We start from the raw sequence: 16,903 nt of genomic DNA on the forward strand, positions 1-16,903 counted from the left end.
CTACTAAAATCCTTAACTTAATGACATTGTTTTTGAAAAAACCCCGTCCCCAATTTTTTATAAAAATACATATTTCAATATAAACAGTACTGCCAGTACGTACATGAGTATGCTGACTTTCTTTTCTTTTGCTTTTCCTGTGATCAGGTTGAGTGCCACGTATGTGATGACTCCCATTGAGATTCCTTCGGAGATGCTGTAGAAGAATGGCATTGCGATGATGCATACATAGCAAGGGATTGCTTCTGACATATCATTGAAATCTATGTTTGTTACGTTCGTGAGCATGTAAAGTCCTACAATTACAAGTGCCGGTGCTGTGGCAAATGATGGTATTGCAAGGAAGATTGGTGACAGGAACAGTGACAGTCCGAAAAGGATTGCTGTTGTGACTGATGTAAGTCCGGTTCTTCCTCCTTCGGATACTCCTGATGCGCTTTCTACAAATGTTGTTGTTGTTGATGTTCCGATTACGGCTCCGACTGTTGTTGCGACTGCGTCTGCCATGAGTGCGCCTTTGATTCTTGGAAGTTTTCCGTTCTCGTCGAGCATGTCTGCTTTTGCGGATACTCCGATCAGTGTTCCGATCGTATCAAATAAGTCTACGAACAGGAATGCAAACAGGATGACTATAAAGTTCAGGGAGAAGATTCCGCTGAAGTCCAGTTTGCAGAAGATTGGTGACAGGCTTGGAATGGATAATCCGTTGCTGAAATTTGGCAACAGGCTATAGAATCCAAGATCTGCATTTGGTACATAAAGTCCTGTGAACTGGCAGATGATCCCGAGCAGCCATGTGATCAGAATTCCCCAGAGGATATTTCCTTTGATGTTCTTTACTACTAAAATTCCTGTGACGATAATTCCGATGATTGCAAGGAGTACTGTGATTCCTACATCGTTAAATGACGCAGATACTCCGTTTACTTCGTTATATTTATCTACGGAGAATAACTGAAGCAGTGTAGATCCTCCGATTACAATTTTTGCATTCTGAAGTCCGATGAATGCGATGAACAGTCCGATTCCTACGCTGACGGCTGCTTTTAAATTCTGTGGGATTGCATTGAAAATAGCTTCTCGTACATTTGTCGCAGACAAAAGAATAAAGATGATTCCTTCTGCAAATACGGCTGTCAGTGCATATTCCCAGCTATATCCCATTCCTAATACAACTGTGTATGCAAAATATGCATTCAGTCCCATACCAGGTGCCAGTGCAAATGGATAGTTTGCAAAGATTGCCATGAGCAGTGTTCCGATAAATGCTGCCAGAGCAGTGGCAGTAAATACAGCTCCTGAATCCATACCCGTTGCTGAGAGTATGCTTGGATTGACCGCAAGAATATATGCCATTGTCATAAATGTTGTGATTCCGGCAAGTATTTCTGTTTTCGCGTCAGTCTTGTTTTCGCTAAGTTTAAATACTTTTTCTAACATGATGTTCCCCTTTCGTTCCTGTAATGTATAAAGACAACATTTTCATGATAGCATACCACATTTTAAAAAGCTATATTTTAAAAGCGGTTCTTCCATCTCAATCAGATAAAAAACCGCTCCTTTGCCTATTTATTAGTTTACATAATAACTATTATAAAATTTTACTTCTTTCAACACGAAATAATCTCATATCCATCTTCGGTCTGCTGCACGGAAGCTTCAAAAAATGTCTTCATAGCCTGGATCATGTAATCTGTGTCTTTCACACTTCCTGTCTCATATGGGGAATGCATAGCGAGCTGAGCCAGTCCGATGTCTACTGTGTTGACTGGTACCTGTGTCGTGGAAATGTTCCCGAGTGTGGAACCTCCCAGTATATCGGAACGGTTCACGTAAATCTGATACGGTACATTTGCCCGGTTGCAAATTTCCTCAAACACCGCTGCTGATATTGCATCGGTAGTATATTTCTGATTGGCGCTGTACTTGATGACCACGCCATTTCCCGGATATGGCCGATTCGTCGGGCATGCCTTGTCGGTATGGTTCGGGTGTACGCCATGAGCATTATCTGCTGAAAGCATAAAGCTGTTGGCGATACTCTGCCTGTATCCGGCCTCATCCCGTCCCATGGCATGATTGATCCGAATCAGTGTATCTGCAAGAAATGTAGATGCAGCTCCTTGTTTTGTGCCACTTCCAACTTCTTCGTTATCGAATACGCAGTGAACTGGGATACTTTTTCCATTGATTACATTTTTTCCATCGACTTCGCTTTGCTTATTTGCCTGTACATTTTCCAATGGCAAAGGTTCTTCAGACTGCAAGAAAGCTTCTAATGAAGAAAATGCGCACTGAAGATCATCCAGCTTCGGACTGGAAATGAATTCTTTGCAAGCTCCCCAGATGCTTCCTTTCATGCGATTGTAAAGGAACAGGTCACTTGCAAGAATCGCGTCCTCTTTTACATTTGCCGCCTCTGCAATCTGCTTCATAAATTTTCCTTTTGCTTCGCCGCAGCCGTAAAGTGGCAGCATATCTTTCTGTATGTTATAATCGTAGCCTTTATTTACCTCCCGGTTCATATGAATAGCCAGATTCGGAATCATGACCAAATCCCGGTCTACGTTGATCAGCTTCGTGACAAGTCTGTTATTTTCTTTTACGATCAGACGCCCTGCCACAGACAGTGGTCTGTCAAACCACGGTGCACAGAGCATACCGCCATATTTTTCAACATTCAATTTTACATAATGTTCTTCCACGTTCATTTCCGGATTTGTTTTAATCTTAAAGCTCGGAGAATCACTATGGGACGCCACAATCTGGAACCCACAGTAATTCTGAGAATCCTGCGCCGGAATTCGAAATGCAATGAGTGATGAACCACTGCGGATCACATAATATTTCCCACCTGATTTCAGCTTCCACGCTCCGCTCTCTAAAAGCTGCTCATAGCCAGCCGCTTCCAAATGCTTTCTCATTGTATCAACGGCATGATACTGGCTCGGGCTCTCTTCAATAAATGTAAACAGCTTTTGCACTGTGTCTTTATATTCTCTGTCTTCTTCCACGATATTAAATCCCTCTTTTCCTGTTTCTTCCGGTTCTTTCTATTCTATTTTCATTTTACTTCTTTACACGGATCCACGGATTTTTCTCCATGAAATGTTCCAGACGCTCTGGGTTCTGGTCGGAATGTTCGACCTCTCTGGAATAGCGGTAGGTCAGCTCCACAACTTCTTCCATGGAAAGTGTCTTTTCATTTTCCAGCCATCTGGCGCGCAAGATTTCTTCTATTATATAGACACTGTACACGCACACCTGCATTTTCGCCTGAATACGTCCATCATAAACTGCCCCACAGAAATAAGTAAACACAAAATACACCAGCATTTGTTCCAGCATAATGTCCCAATCCGGCATATGCTCCTGCTTCCACAGTTCAAATTCCTGGAGGTTTACAAAGTATCTGAGCTGGTCAATGTCTTCCTCTGACTGTTCCTCTCCACCCTTTTGTGCTGTATTGCCTTTTTGTATTGCATTGCCTTTTTGTTCTGCATCGCTCTTCACAGAATCCTCATACACACTTGCCAGACCGCCGTAAAGTAATTTGTCTGCGTCCATCAGCACATACAGCCAGTTTTCTTTCAGAAGCTCCAGCCGATACAGATACTGAAATGTTTTCTGCGCGAATTCGAATCGTCCGGTCTCGTCTTTTTCAAATGCTTCCAGACGTTCTTTTGTGTACTTTCTGGCTGTCTCGGACTCGTATTTCTTCGGAATATCCTCACAGGAAAACATTTCCCTGCGGTCTACATGTGCCTGCATATCATGGCTGATCGCCAGTGCCAGCGCCATGCGGTGATGAATGGAGAGACTTCTATCCTGAAGCATTTTTAAAATGCTTTCTCTTGCGTCCACCAACTGTGAATAAAAGAACAGGTCGAAGTCGCCATAATCTTCTTCTCCCGGCTTCTCATAACTTAAGAAATGCACCGGATTTTTCTTGCCTAATATGATTCTTGCTGCCTCCGGGCAGGAAAGGGAGAGCGTGATTTCCCTGACTCCCTCGAACTCTTCTATGTGGCGCGGATACATTTTACAAGTCCGGCACAGGCTGTCCGGTCCCGCCATCTGATAAAGTCGGCAGAGATTATTCTGGTTTAAAAATGCACAGCGCTTTTCCGTATCCTGACGGAAGACGCCCTCGCGCCAGTTGACACAGCGGCGCAGCTCGCGGGCGAGATTCTTTTCAATATTATTAAGTCCTGTTGCTGCCTTTGCGTACCGCCGCTTCGACTTCTCATCAATTACAATCTGCCACCCCGCGCAGCAAGTGTCCTCGCAGTCTGCGGCGATACAGGAAAATTCTTTATAATAATCTGGTATGGTACATAACATCAAATATCCTTCTTTCCAAGACGGACATCTTCCATCTCTTTTACAAATGCTTCATCCATATGGTCGAAAAGGTAATTTTTTGTGCCGCCTGTGCGCTCCTTAATTTCTTCCTGAATCTGTCTGCGGGTGATTTCTACCTCTTCATAAAATTCTCTGGAAGAAATAAGTGCGCTTCCCTGTCCCTGGGTCACGACCTGCTCCACGCCATCGGAAGTTACGACTGTCACATGGCGTTTTCGTCCGATATGGTGCACGACCTTTTCTATGTACTGATCTGCTGTCTCAGCCTGCTTCGTATAAACAACGTGAATGTTGTGGTATTTTTGAATCTCCAGCGTATCGCCATCCACCTTATATGCATCAAACACAAGGATCACGGTACATTTCTTAAATCCCTGATAGTTGCTTAAGATATCCATTAATTTATTTCTGGCACTCTCAATGTTCACCTTTGCCAGTTCTTTCAGTTCGTCCCACGCGAAAATGACGTTGTACCCATCTACTAAAAGATATTCCGCAACCTTCTCCTGTGGTTTTTCTTCTTTATATTGGGACTGGGCAATGATCGTACGAGGTCCGTTGCCTGGTTTCTTGCGTTCAATCTTTCCGTAAGTCCGCATGAAAATCTCTTCCAATTCCCGGTCTTCCGCGCCAAAATCACGACTTCTGCCTGATTTTGAAGGACTTCCACCGGCAGCACCATTTCTTAATACACCTCTGCCATTGCCGTCAGCTTCTTCGTGCATTTTCCCCGCATCTTTGTCTTTTCTGAGATACTCCTCCAACCTAGAGGAAATGTGCATATGCTCCGGCACTTCCTGCCATGGTACATAATATCCGGCTCCGTGACTGCAAAATATAGAACCGGTCGGATTCTCGTTGTCCGCTTCCGGGTCATAGCCTGCATTTTCCAGAATCTCTTCTGTATTATGGCATGGTGCATAGCCCTGAAATACAAGTGTCAGCCGTCCCCGTCCTCTTGTGTAGCTCACCACTTCTTTCTGGTAATCACGCATACAGGCAACCGGCGCGCTTCCTGTAAGCACACTCTGATCCCCGTCTGTCTCCGGTGGCGCAAACTCACCGTACATACGCTGAACATCCATCAGTGCACGCCCGATCATTTCTGACGGCACTTCCAGACGAAATTCGTAATATGGCTCTAACAGTACACTTTCCGCCTGCATCAGTCCCTGGCGCACCGCCCGGTAAGTAGACTGTCGAAAGTCACCGCCCTCCGTGTGTTTCAAATGTGCTCTTCCTGCTACCAGTGTGATCTTCATATCAGTAATTGCCGCTCCAAGAAGCACACCTCTATGCTCCCGCTCCAAAAGATGTGTGAGAATCAGCCGCTGCCAGTTCAGATCCAGATCATCCGTACTGCAGTCGGTTGAGAACTCAAGCCCGCTGCCCGGAAGTCCCGGCTCCAGAATCAGATGCACCTCCGCATAATGGCGGAGCGGCTCATAATGCCCTACACCTTCTACGACATTTTTTATTGTTTCCTTATATACAATATTTCCAGTGCCAAATGTCACATCTACTCCGAATCGTTCGCTTACCAGACTTTTCAGAATCTCTGTCTGCACCTCGCCCATAAGCTGAACATGGATTTCGCCCAGTTCTTCATTCCAAATGACCCGAAGCATGGGATCTTCTTCCTCGATCTGACGCATATAGCCGAGCATGGTGTGTGCATCCACCTGATCAGGGAAATAAACCTGATAATTCAGAACTGGTTCTAACATCGGTGTTACTGCCTGTTTACCGGCTTCAATTCCAAGTCCCTCCCCTGGAAATGTATGCTTTAATCCTGTCACAGCACAGATCATGCCTGCTTTCGCCTGTTGTACTGTCTCGAATTTTTCTCCAGAATAAATTCGGATCTGGTCTGCCTTCTCTTCCCACGGCTCAGAGACTTGTCCACCTTTCAGCAAAGATTTAACTTTTAATTCACCGGAAGTAATCTTCATGTGAGTCAGCCGGTTTCCCTGAGGGTCACGGGAAATCTTATAGACACGCGCACCAAACTGCTGAGCATCTCCACTGTTCTGTAATCTATTATCTGCCTGATCATAATTGGCCGAAACATTATCTCCCACATATTTTCCAATCCCGTCCAGTAATTCCTGTACACCTTGTAATTTCAGCGCAGCACCAAAATAACAAGGGAAAATCTGACGATCTGCAATCATCTGGCTTATGGTATCTATAGAAACTTCTCCCGCTTCCAGATACTCTTCCAGTGCACGTTCGTCCCCCGTGGCAATATCTTCCGGATCTTCCATGTCCACACAGGAAGCATCCAGTTTTTTCTTCAGCTCTTTTAGAATCAGCGTCTTGTCCGTCCCCGGCTGATCCATTTTATTGACAAATATGAATGTCGGAATCCGGTAGCGCGCAAGCAAGTTCCAGAGCGTGCGGGTGTGTCCCTGCACGCCATCAGCTCCGCTGACTACCAAAACCGCATAATCCAGCACCTGGAGCGTCCGCTCCATTTCCGCGGAAAAATCCACATGCCCCGGTGTATCCAGAAGTGTCACCTTGCTGTCACCAAGCTGAAACACTGCCTGCTTGGAAAAAATCGTAATCCCCCTCTGTCGTTCCAGCGCGTAGTTGTCAAGGAACGCATCCCCATGATCTACACGCCCCGGCTTACGGATCTGTCCTGTCAGATAAAGGATTCCTTCTGAAAGCGTTGTCTTTCCAGAATCCACATGTGCCAGAAGCCCCACGCTGATATATCGTTTTGGTTTCGTTTCAGATGTCGTTCCCACCTAAAATCCCTCATTTCTACTAAATAGTTGATTCTTGTTTTAATATAACTCGTTTTAATTCAATCGTCGAGTTAAATTTGAATTAGAAACTTCTATTACTTTATATTCCAATGTTTATCTCAGTCGAGAAGACTCCCACCTCTTCAGGTGGTGAGTAATAGCAAATTTGTCTCAGTGGGAGTTAGGTCTCCGACTGAGATAAACGCTCCGCGAGGATGCGCAGTGATTCTGATAGGAATATGTCAGCTTCTCTGACCAGAATCACGCGCCAAGTCTCACGGCCGTTCGACTTGAAAAATGTTGAACATTTTTTTGCTACACTGGTATCCAATCCATGCACTTAAACTTCCAAAGATAACTCCACCGAGAATGTCTGTCGGATAATGTACATACAGGTACATTCTGGAAAATGCGATTAGAATTGCCAGCGCAAGGGCTGGTTTCCACAGTTTTTTCTCTCCTGCCAGATAAAGGGCTGTCACACTGGCAAACGACGCTGCTGTGTGTCCGGACGGAAAAGAAAAATCTTTCGGTTTTGCAACTAATACCTGTACTGCTGTGTTGACATCGTATGGCCGCACTCTCGCAATCAGATTTTTTAAAATTACATTGCATAAAATCACATCTACAATCAGTGCTGCTGCCATGATCACACCGCTTTTTCTTGTCTTTGGAATCAGGAGCATAACTATCGTAAGAATTATCCATATAATTCCCATATCTCCCAGATGTGTGATCAACTGCATGATCTTGTCCAAAATTGGCGTATGTAAGCTCTGCAGCCAATTCAATATTTGTATCTCCATAATATATTCTCCTTCCTGCGACAGCAAAGGGGCAGTCTCAAGGAATGATTTCTTATGTTTTCCTTAAGTCTGCCTCTCATAATATTACTTTAGAATTATATCAATTGAATGTCATTACAATCCCAGCTCTTTTAACAGCTTTACCTGATACTCAGACTCTGAAGCTGCCTTTGCCAGATCCTTGTTTCTCCCTTGTTCCAATAAGTATACAATCAACTTATTAATTCGCGCCTCTCCAACACGTTCGCCTTCTTCTCGTCCTTCTGCGTATGCTTCCTGCCTTTCCATTTCTTTTTCTTCCCACTTCTGCATAAACTTTATCTCCATTTCTTTGCTGCCCTTTAACCTGGTGACACCCCATAGCTTCTCCTTTCTTTTCGCAGATAAATGTCTGTTCAAAAGAAAATGCTATGATTTCTACCTATAGATTAACATATACTTTCAGTATATTCCAGTATATGAAGATAATTTCATATCATTTTTTAACTTCATTTATCTGTCTGCTTATCATCACTTTGGGAAATACTGCCGATTCTTCTGGCTCCGAAAATGAATGAAATTAATATAGATACTTTGCAGATGACTAGAAGTATCGTCTGCGTGTAGATATCATATCACAAAAAAAGGGCAGTCTCAAGGAATGATTTCTTATGTTTTCCTTAAGTCTGCCTCTCATAATTTTGTTTCATATTTCAGATAAATTCAGGGAGGGTATGACTCGTTGTGAGTCATACCCTCCCTGCTTTGGAACTATCTGTTTTCCGACAGCCCCTTTTTTAACTAATCAACTGTCAAAGATGAGATTATAACAATCCGATGCTACAATCGCCAGTCATGGAGCTACAAATGATACTTTTCTTGATTTTTTCTAAAAACCTTGAAATTTTTATAAACAATCCTATAATATAAGTAGGTTGAAAAACGCTATCATTTATGTTTTCTGGAGGTGTTTGTATGATTAGTTTTATTATTTGTTTAGCGTTACTTATTGGCGGATATTTTGTTTATGGAAAGGTAGTTGAGAACACATTCGCACCTGACGACAGAGAAACTCCTGCTGTCAGAATCAATGACGGAGTAGATTATGTCGTTATGCCGCAATGGAAGTTATTCCTTGTGCAATTACTTAACATTGCCGGTCTTGGACCTATTTTTGGTGCCATGCAGGGTGCTTTATGGGGACCGGTCGTATTCCTTTGGATTACATTCGGTACAATTTTTGCCGGAGGTGTGCATGATTATTTCTCCGGTATGCTTTCTGAACGAAATGACGGAGCATCGATTTCTGAGGTATGTGGAATCTATCTTGGAAATGTTATGAAAAATGTTATGCGTGTATTCAGTGTAGTACTTCTTGTCATGGTTGGTACTGTATTTGCAGTAGGTCCTGCCGGCTTGATCGTCACTTTGCTTGGGAACAAAGGTATCACCGGACTTCTTGCAAATCCTGAATTCTGGCTTTGGATTATTTTGTTATATTATTTTATCGCGACCTTTATTTCTATTGATAAGATTATCGGACGCATCTACCCGCTTTTTGGTATCTGTCTGATCATCATGGCTCTTGGTGTTATCATCGGTATCTTCACAAATCCGAATTATACAATTCCGGAAATCTGGAGCCACTTTACAAATATGCATCCTGACGGAAAACCAATCTGGAGCTTCATGTTTATCACCGTAGCATGTGGAGCTATTTCTGGTTTCCATTCTACACAGTCCCCTCTGATGGCTCGTTGTATGAAATCTGAGAAACAGGGACATTTCGTATTCTACGGCGCAATGGTAGCAGAAGGTGTGATTGCACTGATCTGGGCAGCCGCAGGATGTGCACTTTACAAAGTGACAGGTGGTCTCAACACAGGTTTAAGCGAAGTTCTTGCTAACGGTCAGTCAGCCGCTATCTACGATGTGTGTATTAAGACAATGGGAAGCATCGGTGTAGCATTGGCAATGATCGGTGTTATCGTATGCCCGATCACTTCCGGAGACACCGCATTCAGAAGTGCCCGTCTTGTACTTGCAGACTGGTTCAAGATCGATCAGAATAAAATTCAGAAACGATTGATTCTCTGTGTACCGCTTCTGGCAGTCGGTGCTTTTGTAGGACATCTTGATTATGCCATTGTATGGAGATATTTCAGTTGGACAAACCAGACTTTAGCAATGATCGTTTTGTGGACAGCAAGTATGTATCTGTTCCGCGAGAAGAAGAATTACTGGATCACAGCAGTTCCTGCAACATTTATGAGCGCCGTTTCCATGACCTATTTCTTCTGTGCAGATGAATGTCTGGGATTCCCTACAGCAGTTGCTTATCCTGTAGGAATTATCCTGGCAGCATTGTTCCTTGGAATCTTTATCTGGGCAACAAGAAAACCTGCCAGAAAACAGGCTTAAGACTATAGGACTGTGAAAAACAGACAGACATCATGTTTTTCACAGTTCTTTTAAAATATACAAATGAAATGAGATGATATTATGTTTAAACCACAACGACTTGGAACTGTAACAATCCCGGATGCTGAATTAACCACTGACAAAAAAAACTGCAAAAAAATAGGCCCTTGCGGTGTTGGGGAAAAAGCAATTTATTTAAACAGTTTTTATTTTGACAGACGTTATTACATACCACTTTCTTCCATAGAAAGAATATTTAAAAGAATTGCCATGAGCAAAGGTGGTTTTACAGGAAAAGGAGCATTTGGAACGTTATCCTATCTCGTAGTTGTATATGAAAATGGAAAGGAAAAACAATGTAACTTCAAACATGAAGAAGATGTGGATCGTCTTTTGGCTTATATTGAAGAAAGATTTCCTCAGATTCCGCTGCACAGTATAGAAGCCGAGCGAAAACTGGAAGAAAAAAGAAAATGGCTGGAAGAAAAGCAGCGCGAACGCATTCTTCCGGAAGAAATCAAAAAGCGGCTTACCAAGCTTGAACGCGCAGAAAATTATCTTAAAAAGCAATCCGATTACTACATGGATCTGAGCCTGTCGGCGAAGAAAAAGAGAACCTATGATAGAAGCAATCCCGCTTATAAATGGGTCGCTCTTGCTGTTGTAATATTGGGCATCGGAGCATTCCTTTATGGAATCTACTCCCTTCTGACTCATGCCGGATTCGGTATGTATTTCCTGTTATTTGGATTGGCAGCAATTTTTCTGTTCGCCGGAGCAAATGTATTGCCGACTTCTAAAAACAATAAAAAATATATCGAAAACCAACTGGAACGATCCATTCAGCAAATGGAAACATACATCCAAAAATATCCGGACTTTCCGGTTCCTGCATATTATGCACATCCAATCGTGTTAAAAAGAATGCAGGATATTATGAAAGAAGGTCGTGCAGAGACAATTCCTGAAGCTCTAAAGTTTTTAAAGGAAGATTTGAAAGCATTGAATTCTAACGTCGTAGTCGAAAAAGAAGAGTATGATGAAATCGTTACGATCAAACCAATGTTCCTGGTAATGGATTATAAATAGTCTCATCTGATTTTAGCCCTCTCAATAAAGAAGGGGCTGTCGGTAAATAATGTTTTTTAGCGCTGACAGCACCAAAAAACGTTATTTACCGACAGCCCCATACTTCTACTGCGCACCTCTGCAAGTCTACACTCCGTTTCGGTCGGCGCAAAATCATTGTCCACCGGACAATGTGCGCCCTGCCGGAAGCTATATCAACTGTTTTTCTCATAAACTAGCTGTTCTTAATAAGTCCCATTTCTATAAATATCGGATATAGGTAGCTTGCGCCGAAGCATTTCAGTTTTTTAGGTCCTTCCACCTTTCCACTTAATTCTATGATTTTTTCAAGTGCCAGATCCACGGAAGCTTTCGTTATGGATTTCGTCTTTCTTGACACAAACATTTCATTTCCACGGATTTGATATGTATACTCCAGTCCCTTCACGGTACGAAAGGTCTGACTCTGTAGCAGGACTAATTCGTTCCATAGATAATCCTGCGTTTTTTCTCGTTCTGTCTCCTGAAAGATCCGCTCTCTAAGCTCCATAACATTTACCGGACCATAATTGTCAGCACAAGGTTCGTTACCCATAGAATTATAGAAAGTACAATTGCAACTATACAGAAGTTGCGCCCGGCTTTTGCCCGTCCTTTTAATGCGGACTGCATGCCTATGCGTGCTCTACTGTAGCCAAGTATTGCAAGGATAATAGAAATCAATGGTGATAAAAAGCTGATACCAAATGCCAGAATTCCGAACACAAGTGCCATCGTTGCTGCGCTGGAATTATCCACGGTCTTCACCTGAACCGGCTGTGGTTTTGACTGTCCATTTGCCCCATTCATGCCCTGCTTTGCTGCCATCTCATTCATACCGGCCTCAGGAATCGCCTGCTTTAACACATGAAAAAGCTGCTCAAGCCCCTCTCTATATGGTTTTTTCTGCAAAGCTCCTACGAATCCGTCCAGGCCCATTTCTTTTCCAAATGTGCTTTTCATCCATGCTTCCAGATGAAGTGTTCCATTTTCATAGGACCATTTCAGATACTTGTATCCTTCGATCAGCGCATCTCCTGTCCGGTAAGCCGGCTCGCCTTTCCACTCTGATACAACGAACTGATTTTTCTGTAAATAGTCGTTCATAATAAATGTTACAAAATCTTCTGGTTTGTTCAGCACCAGGTCTTTCACATATCTTGCCATTTTCTACGCATGTCCTTTCTACCGGATTGCGTCCTTCATCTCTTTCACGAACGTGGAAATGTGTGGGACACAATCTGCTCCATATTTTTCACAGAGCTTCACAATTGTTGAACCTACAATAACTCCATCTGACTAGGCTGCCATTTTCTTCGCCTGCTTAGGTTCCGAGATTCCGAATCCTTCTGCTTCTTTTGCGATCATGGCAATTCTCTCGTGGGAAGTCGGTGCGATCAAGGAGATGAGATCCAGTCCATGCTCTTTAAATGGTATGGCAAATTCTTCTTTCTCTTCAAATGGTACGTCCGGCAAAATAAGTCCGTCCATCCCGATTTCTGCTGCCACCTTCGCAAAGCGCTCTGTACCATAAGAGTATACCACATTTGCATAGGTCATGAAAACCATTGGTATAGAAGTTTTCTGACGAATACGCCTTACCAGGTCAAATATTTTGTCGGTTGTCACGCCGCCTGAGAGCGCCCGTACATTTGCCGCCTGAATGACCGGGCCTTCTGCTGTCGGATCTGAAAATGGAATTCCAAGTTCAATGAGGTCTGCGCCTGCCTCTTCCATAGCGTACACAATTCGTTCTGTCACCGCCAGCGACGGATTACCACAAGTGATGAATGGAATAAATGCTTTCCCTTTTCCAAATGCTTTTTTTATGTTTTTATTCATGGATATTCTCCCCTCTGTAACGTGCGATTGCTACACAGTCCTTGTCTCCGCGTCCGGATAATGTAATGACTACAATCTCATCTTTGTCCATCTGTGGTACGATTCTCTTTGCATATGCTACTGCGTGAGCACTCTCGATCGCCGGAATGATGCCTTCGATTCTGGATAAATATTCAAATGCGTCAACTGCCTCGTCATCTGTGACCGGCACGTACTTCGCTCTCCGGACTCTCTGTGCGCGCATGATTGCTTTAATCTCCGCTTCAACGGTTTAGTTGATTAAATTATTTTTCTATAAATTAGCACAACATTTTTTATTGTCAACATATTCTGAAATCTCTTTTGTATTTTTCTAAATACACTTTGTAAAATACTATCTTTTTTTTCTTCGATGGCGTTATAATAATCCTGACGAATTTGAGCTTTGTACGAGGCAGCTTTTGTTCTTACAAAAATTGCGGATGTACTTTTTAATTTTAATGACAAATTCAAAATACAGGAGGTATTAATCAATATGACTATTACAGAAGATATCAAATATGTTGGCGTGAACGACCACGACATTGATCTTTTTGAAGGACAGTATCAGGTAGAGAATGGTATGGCATACAATTCTTATGTGATCACGGATGATAAAATTGCCATTTTTGATACCGTTGATGCACATTTTTCAGAAGAATGGCTTGCAAATATAAAAAATGTGCTCGGTGATGCAAAACCAGACTATCTGATCATTCAACATATGGAACCTGATCACTCCGCAAGTATTGGCATATTTATGGAGAATTATCCAGATACCACAATTGTGGCAAGCGCGAAAGCATTTACCATCATGAAGCAATTCTTTGGATGTGATTATGCAGAGCACCAGCTTGTAGTCAAAGAAAAAGACACACTGGAACTTGGAAAACATACACTTACATTTGTTGCAGCACCTATGGTTCACTGGCCAGAAGTCATTATGACTTACGATTCCTATGCAAAAGTATTCTTCAGCGCAGATGCATTTGGAAAATTCGGTGCATTGGATGTTGAGGAAGACTGGGCTTGCGAAGCAAGACGCTATTATTTCGGAATTGTTGGAAAATACGGCGCTCAGGTGCAGGCACTTCTTAAGAAGGCTGCCGGTCTTGATATCCAGACCATCTGCCCACTCCACGGACCAGTACTGAACGAAAATCTGGACTTCTATCTGAACCTGTATCAGACATGGTCTGCTTATGAGCCGGAAGATAAAGGCGTGCTCATTGCCTATACTTCCGTCTATGGAAATACAAAGAAAGCTGCTGAATTACTGGCTCAGATGTTAGTAGACAAAGGCTGTGAGAAAGTTGCGATCACAGATCTTGCAAGAGATGACATTGCCGAGGCTGTGGAAGATGCATTCCGCTATGACCGCCTCGTACTGGCAACAACAACCTACAATGGGGATGTCTTCCCATTTATGCGAGAGTTCATTGAATCACTGACCGAACGCAATTACCAGAAACGTACCATCGGACTGATTGAAAATGGTTCCTGGGCTGCAACCGCTGCCAAAGTGATGCGTCAGTTATTCGAAAAGAGCAAAGAAATCACATTTACAGAAACTACTGTAAAGATTATGTCAGCGCTCAACGAAGAAAGCACAACACAGCTTGAAAACCTGGCAGAAGAATTATGTAAATAAATAAAACTCCTTTAAAAATGTTGAATGACAGTTTCAGTTGTCGTTCAACATTTTTTGTATCCTAAGAGATAAGAATGGATATACAATCATCAACGGTACAGGAAATTATTATATAGAAGCGCAGACCCGAGAGCAGACTCTAACCGACATAATCGTGGATTATTTAGGAAAACAACATGTCTACCAAACAATTCACATGTTCTTTCCTTTAGTGTATATTCCATAATATATTGTTTCAATATATTTTAATATATTTTTTGAATGTTTTATTGTTATTGTAGATGTGTGCGACTTTTTATAGTCTTGGGTATATGCATGGAAAGCATAACTCCAAGACAGAAGAATAACCGCCCATCGTCCTGCAAACATGAGCGGTTATTCATAACCCATTAATATCAGGCGAACCGTCAGCGGTAGCACCTTTCTTATTCTTTTGATATATCTATATTAACATTAAATATAATATATGTCAATTCAAGAATTCCTTTACATTCTCACAGTGGCCTATTCTTTATCCCCAAGAACGCAATTAGGGACATTGTCAATCAACGCTTGACTACATCCCTTGATGTTAAAATGTCAATTCCATCCTCGTTCCTTTTCCTAATTCACTGTCTACATGAATCTTTGCATTGTGCAATATTGCGCCATGTTTTACGATGGATAGTCCCAGTCCAGTTCCGCCAATTTCTTTTGAGTGGCTCTTATCTACGCGATAAAACCGCTCGAAGATCCGTTCTTGTTGATTTTTAGGAATTCCGATTCCTGTATCTGTCACGATAATCTTCTTTCCATTCAGTGTGTTTCCGACCCAGATGCGGATTTCTCCACCTTCTTTGTTATATTTGATGGCATTTTCGCAAATATTGTAGACCATCTCATCTAGAATCTGCCGGACTCCATTGTAAATAACGGATTCTCCGGTCAACTCCATGTGGACTTTCTTCGCCGAAGCCTGTGGTGACAGACGGCTTATAATTTCTCTCGTTAGTTCATAAAGATCTACATCTTGTCTCTCTAGTTCGACTTTTCCTTCGTCCAGATGCGATAACTTGATAATATCTTCTACCAATGTAATCAATCGCCTTGCCTCGTTATAAATTTTCTCTGAGAAGCGTGGCATATCCTCGGGTTTCACAATTCCACTCTTCATGATCTCGGCATAACCTGAAATTGAAGTAAGTGGTGTTTTCAGTTCATGAGATACATTTGCTGAAAATTCTTTTCGCATATTGGCAATGGCTTCTTTTTCTTTGTTCTGCTTATCAATGCTCTCAAGAAGCGGTGTCAGCTCTTCATAGACTTCGTTTTCCAGAGGTTCCTCCAGATCCAGTTCATTAATTGGTCGAATCAGCTTTGCCACCTGCTGTCTGGAAAGCAGATATGCAAATGCAAGAGCCACAACTGCTATCAATCCCATAATCGGCAGGATTGAAATTGCTGTGTGAAGTGCTGTGTTCATAGTCTTGGATACACGAAGTACATTTCCATCCGGAAGAAGCTTTGCATAATAGAACATTTCCTTGCTCATCGTCATGGATCTTCTGACTTCCTGACCAGTACCATTCTTATGGGCAGCCTTGATTTCCGGACGATTCTTGTGGTTCTGTAAAGTCACCGCGTCTTCCGTAGAATCGTACAGAACATCGCCTGCCGGATCAATCAAGGTAATTCTTGTATTCTTTTCTACCTCGTCCATCTGCTTTAAGTAATCTGTCCCGGATATCTCGATTGCCTTTACAATATAATCCGCTTCCTGACGCGTCTCCCGCTCCATTAAACCTACATTCTGTCTGTAGATAACCAGTGTGGTCAGCGCATATGCCGCCAGAAGCGTCACTGTGATGACCATAATCATACTATGTTGAATTTTGCTTCTAAGTTTCATATGCGTACCTTTCCAAGCGGGCTTGCGCCTCGCTTTGGGGACGGGTGAGCCTCTTGAGCGGGCTTGCGCC

12 protein-coding genes and 2 pseudogenes are annotated in these 16,903 nt (G+C 42.7%); 3 read left to right on the forward strand and 11 right to left on the reverse strand.

Annotated features, from left to right (window positions below; genetic code table 11):
- Nucleotides 1–57: 57 nt before the first annotated feature.
- From LI149_RS13855 to LI149_RS13880, 6 genes are all read right to left on the reverse strand, one after another.
- Complete coding sequence (locus LI149_RS13855) at nt 58–1,440, reverse strand: NCS2 family permease (protein WP_105309629.1); 1,383 nt, start codon at nt 1,438–1,440, stop codon at nt 58–60.
- Between the two features lie 170 nt (nt 1,441–1,610).
- Nucleotides 1,611–3,014, reverse strand: coding sequence for a M18 family aminopeptidase (locus tag LI149_RS13860; RefSeq protein WP_227143520.1), 1,404 nt, complete (start codon nt 3,012–3,014; stop codon nt 1,611–1,613).
- 55 nt (nt 3,015–3,069) lie between these two features.
- Nucleotides 3,070–4,344 carry a flagellin lysine-N-methylase gene (gene fliB, locus LI149_RS13865; RefSeq protein WP_173785447.1) on the reverse strand — a complete coding sequence of 425 codons (1,275 nt, stop codon included), beginning with the start codon at nt 4,342–4,344 and terminating at the stop codon, nt 3,070–3,072.
- Nucleotides 4,344–7,121 (reverse strand): NYN domain-containing protein, encoded by a 2,778-nt coding sequence (locus LI149_RS13870; RefSeq protein ID WP_227143521.1) that lies wholly within the window; start codon nt 7,119–7,121, stop codon nt 4,344–4,346. The genes fliB and LI149_RS13870 overlap by 1 nt, the downstream gene beginning before the upstream one ends.
- 275 nt (nt 7,122–7,396) lie before the next feature.
- On the reverse strand, nt 7,397–7,927 hold the full coding sequence (locus LI149_RS13875) for a phosphatase PAP2 family protein (protein ID WP_105309633.1): 531 nt from the start codon (nt 7,925–7,927) through the stop codon (nt 7,397–7,399).
- Nucleotides 7,928–8,041: 114 nt separating this feature from the next.
- Entirely contained in the window at nt 8,042–8,239 is a 198-nt protein-coding gene (locus LI149_RS13880; protein WP_227143522.1) for a hypothetical protein, read from the reverse strand.
- Nucleotides 8,240–8,881: 642 nt separating this feature from the next.
- Between LI149_RS13880 and LI149_RS13885 the strand changes: the two genes are divergently transcribed.
- Nucleotides 8,882–10,327: a carbon starvation protein A gene (locus LI149_RS13885; protein WP_227143523.1), complete on the forward strand. Its 1,446-nt coding sequence runs from the start codon at nt 8,882–8,884 to the stop codon at nt 10,325–10,327.
- Nucleotides 10,328–10,408: 81 nt separating this feature from the next.
- Complete coding sequence (locus tag LI149_RS13890; RefSeq protein ID WP_227143524.1) at nt 10,409–11,416, forward strand: ATPase P; 1,008 nt, start codon at nt 10,409–10,411, stop codon at nt 11,414–11,416.
- A gap of 214 nt (nt 11,417–11,630) precedes the next feature.
- Here the strand turns inward: LI149_RS13890 and LI149_RS13895 are convergent, their stop codons facing one another.
- The 4 genes and pseudogenes from LI149_RS13895 to LI149_RS13910 form a co-directional block, all read right to left on the reverse strand.
- Nucleotides 11,631–11,990 (reverse strand): hypothetical protein, encoded by a 360-nt coding sequence (locus tag LI149_RS13895; RefSeq protein ID WP_227143525.1) that lies wholly within the window; start codon nt 11,988–11,990, stop codon nt 11,631–11,633.
- On the reverse strand, nt 11,951–12,601 hold the full coding sequence (locus LI149_RS13900) for a hypothetical protein (protein WP_022279226.1): 651 nt from the start codon (nt 12,599–12,601) through the stop codon (nt 11,951–11,953). Before LI149_RS13900 ends, LI149_RS13895 begins: the two co-directional genes overlap by 40 nt.
- Before the next feature lie 18 nt (nt 12,602–12,619).
- Nucleotides 12,620–13,276: pseudogene (gene trpA, locus LI149_RS13905) on the reverse strand (tryptophan synthase subunit alpha).
- A pseudogene (locus tag LI149_RS13910) lies at nt 13,269–13,499 on the reverse strand (tryptophan synthase subunit beta); the annotation flags it as partial. The pseudogenes trpA and LI149_RS13910, both read right to left, overlap by 8 nt.
- 291 nt (nt 13,500–13,790) lie before the next feature.
- Between LI149_RS13910 and LI149_RS13915 the strand changes: the two are divergent.
- A complete protein-coding gene (locus tag LI149_RS13915) occupies nt 13,791–14,945 on the forward strand; it encodes an FprA family A-type flavoprotein (protein WP_173785457.1) in 1,155 nt (384 codons plus the stop codon).
- A gap of 571 nt (nt 14,946–15,516) precedes the next feature.
- On the opposite strand, the gene LI149_RS13920 is transcribed toward LI149_RS13915, so the two are convergent.
- Entirely contained in the window at nt 15,517–16,833 is a 1,317-nt protein-coding gene (locus LI149_RS13920) for an ATP-binding protein (protein WP_168933195.1), read from the reverse strand.
- Between the last annotated feature and the right edge of the window lie 70 nt (nt 16,834–16,903).

The sequence above is a fragment of the Dorea sp. 210702-DFI.3.17 genome, from assembly GCF_020560825.1.
Classification (GTDB): Bacteria; Bacillota; Clostridia; order Lachnospirales; family Lachnospiraceae; genus Dorea; species Dorea formicigenerans.

Excerpts from the sequence above, each read along its gene's own strand:
- LI149_RS13855 (WP_105309629.1), bottom strand. The coding sequence starts at position 1,440 with ATGTTAGAAAAAGTATTTAAACTTAGCGAAAACAAGACTGACGCGAAA.
- fliB (WP_173785447.1), bottom strand. The coding sequence starts at position 4,344 with ATGTTATGTACCATACCAGATTATTATAAAGAATTTTCCTGTATCGCC.
- LI149_RS13875 (WP_105309633.1), bottom strand. The coding sequence starts at position 7,927 with ATGGAGATACAAATATTGAATTGGCTGCAGAGCTTACATACGCCAATT.
- LI149_RS13880 (WP_227143522.1), bottom strand. The coding sequence starts at position 8,239 with ATGCAGAAGTGGGAAGAAAAAGAAATGGAAAGGCAGGAAGCATACGCA.
- LI149_RS13885 (WP_227143523.1), top strand. The coding sequence starts at position 8,882 with ATGATTAGTTTTATTATTTGTTTAGCGTTACTTATTGGCGGATATTTT.
- LI149_RS13890 (WP_227143524.1), top strand. The coding sequence starts at position 10,409 with ATGTTTAAACCACAACGACTTGGAACTGTAACAATCCCGGATGCTGAA.
- LI149_RS13895 (WP_227143525.1), bottom strand. The coding sequence starts at position 11,990 with ATGGGTAACGAACCTTGTGCTGACAATTATGGTCCGGTAAATGTTATG.
- LI149_RS13900 (WP_022279226.1), bottom strand. The coding sequence starts at position 12,601 with ATGGCAAGATATGTGAAAGACCTGGTGCTGAACAAACCAGAAGATTTT.
- LI149_RS13915 (WP_173785457.1), top strand. The coding sequence starts at position 13,791 with ATGACTATTACAGAAGATATCAAATATGTTGGCGTGAACGACCACGAC.
- LI149_RS13920 (WP_168933195.1), bottom strand. The coding sequence starts at position 16,833 with ATGAAACTTAGAAGCAAAATTCAACATAGTATGATTATGGTCATCACA.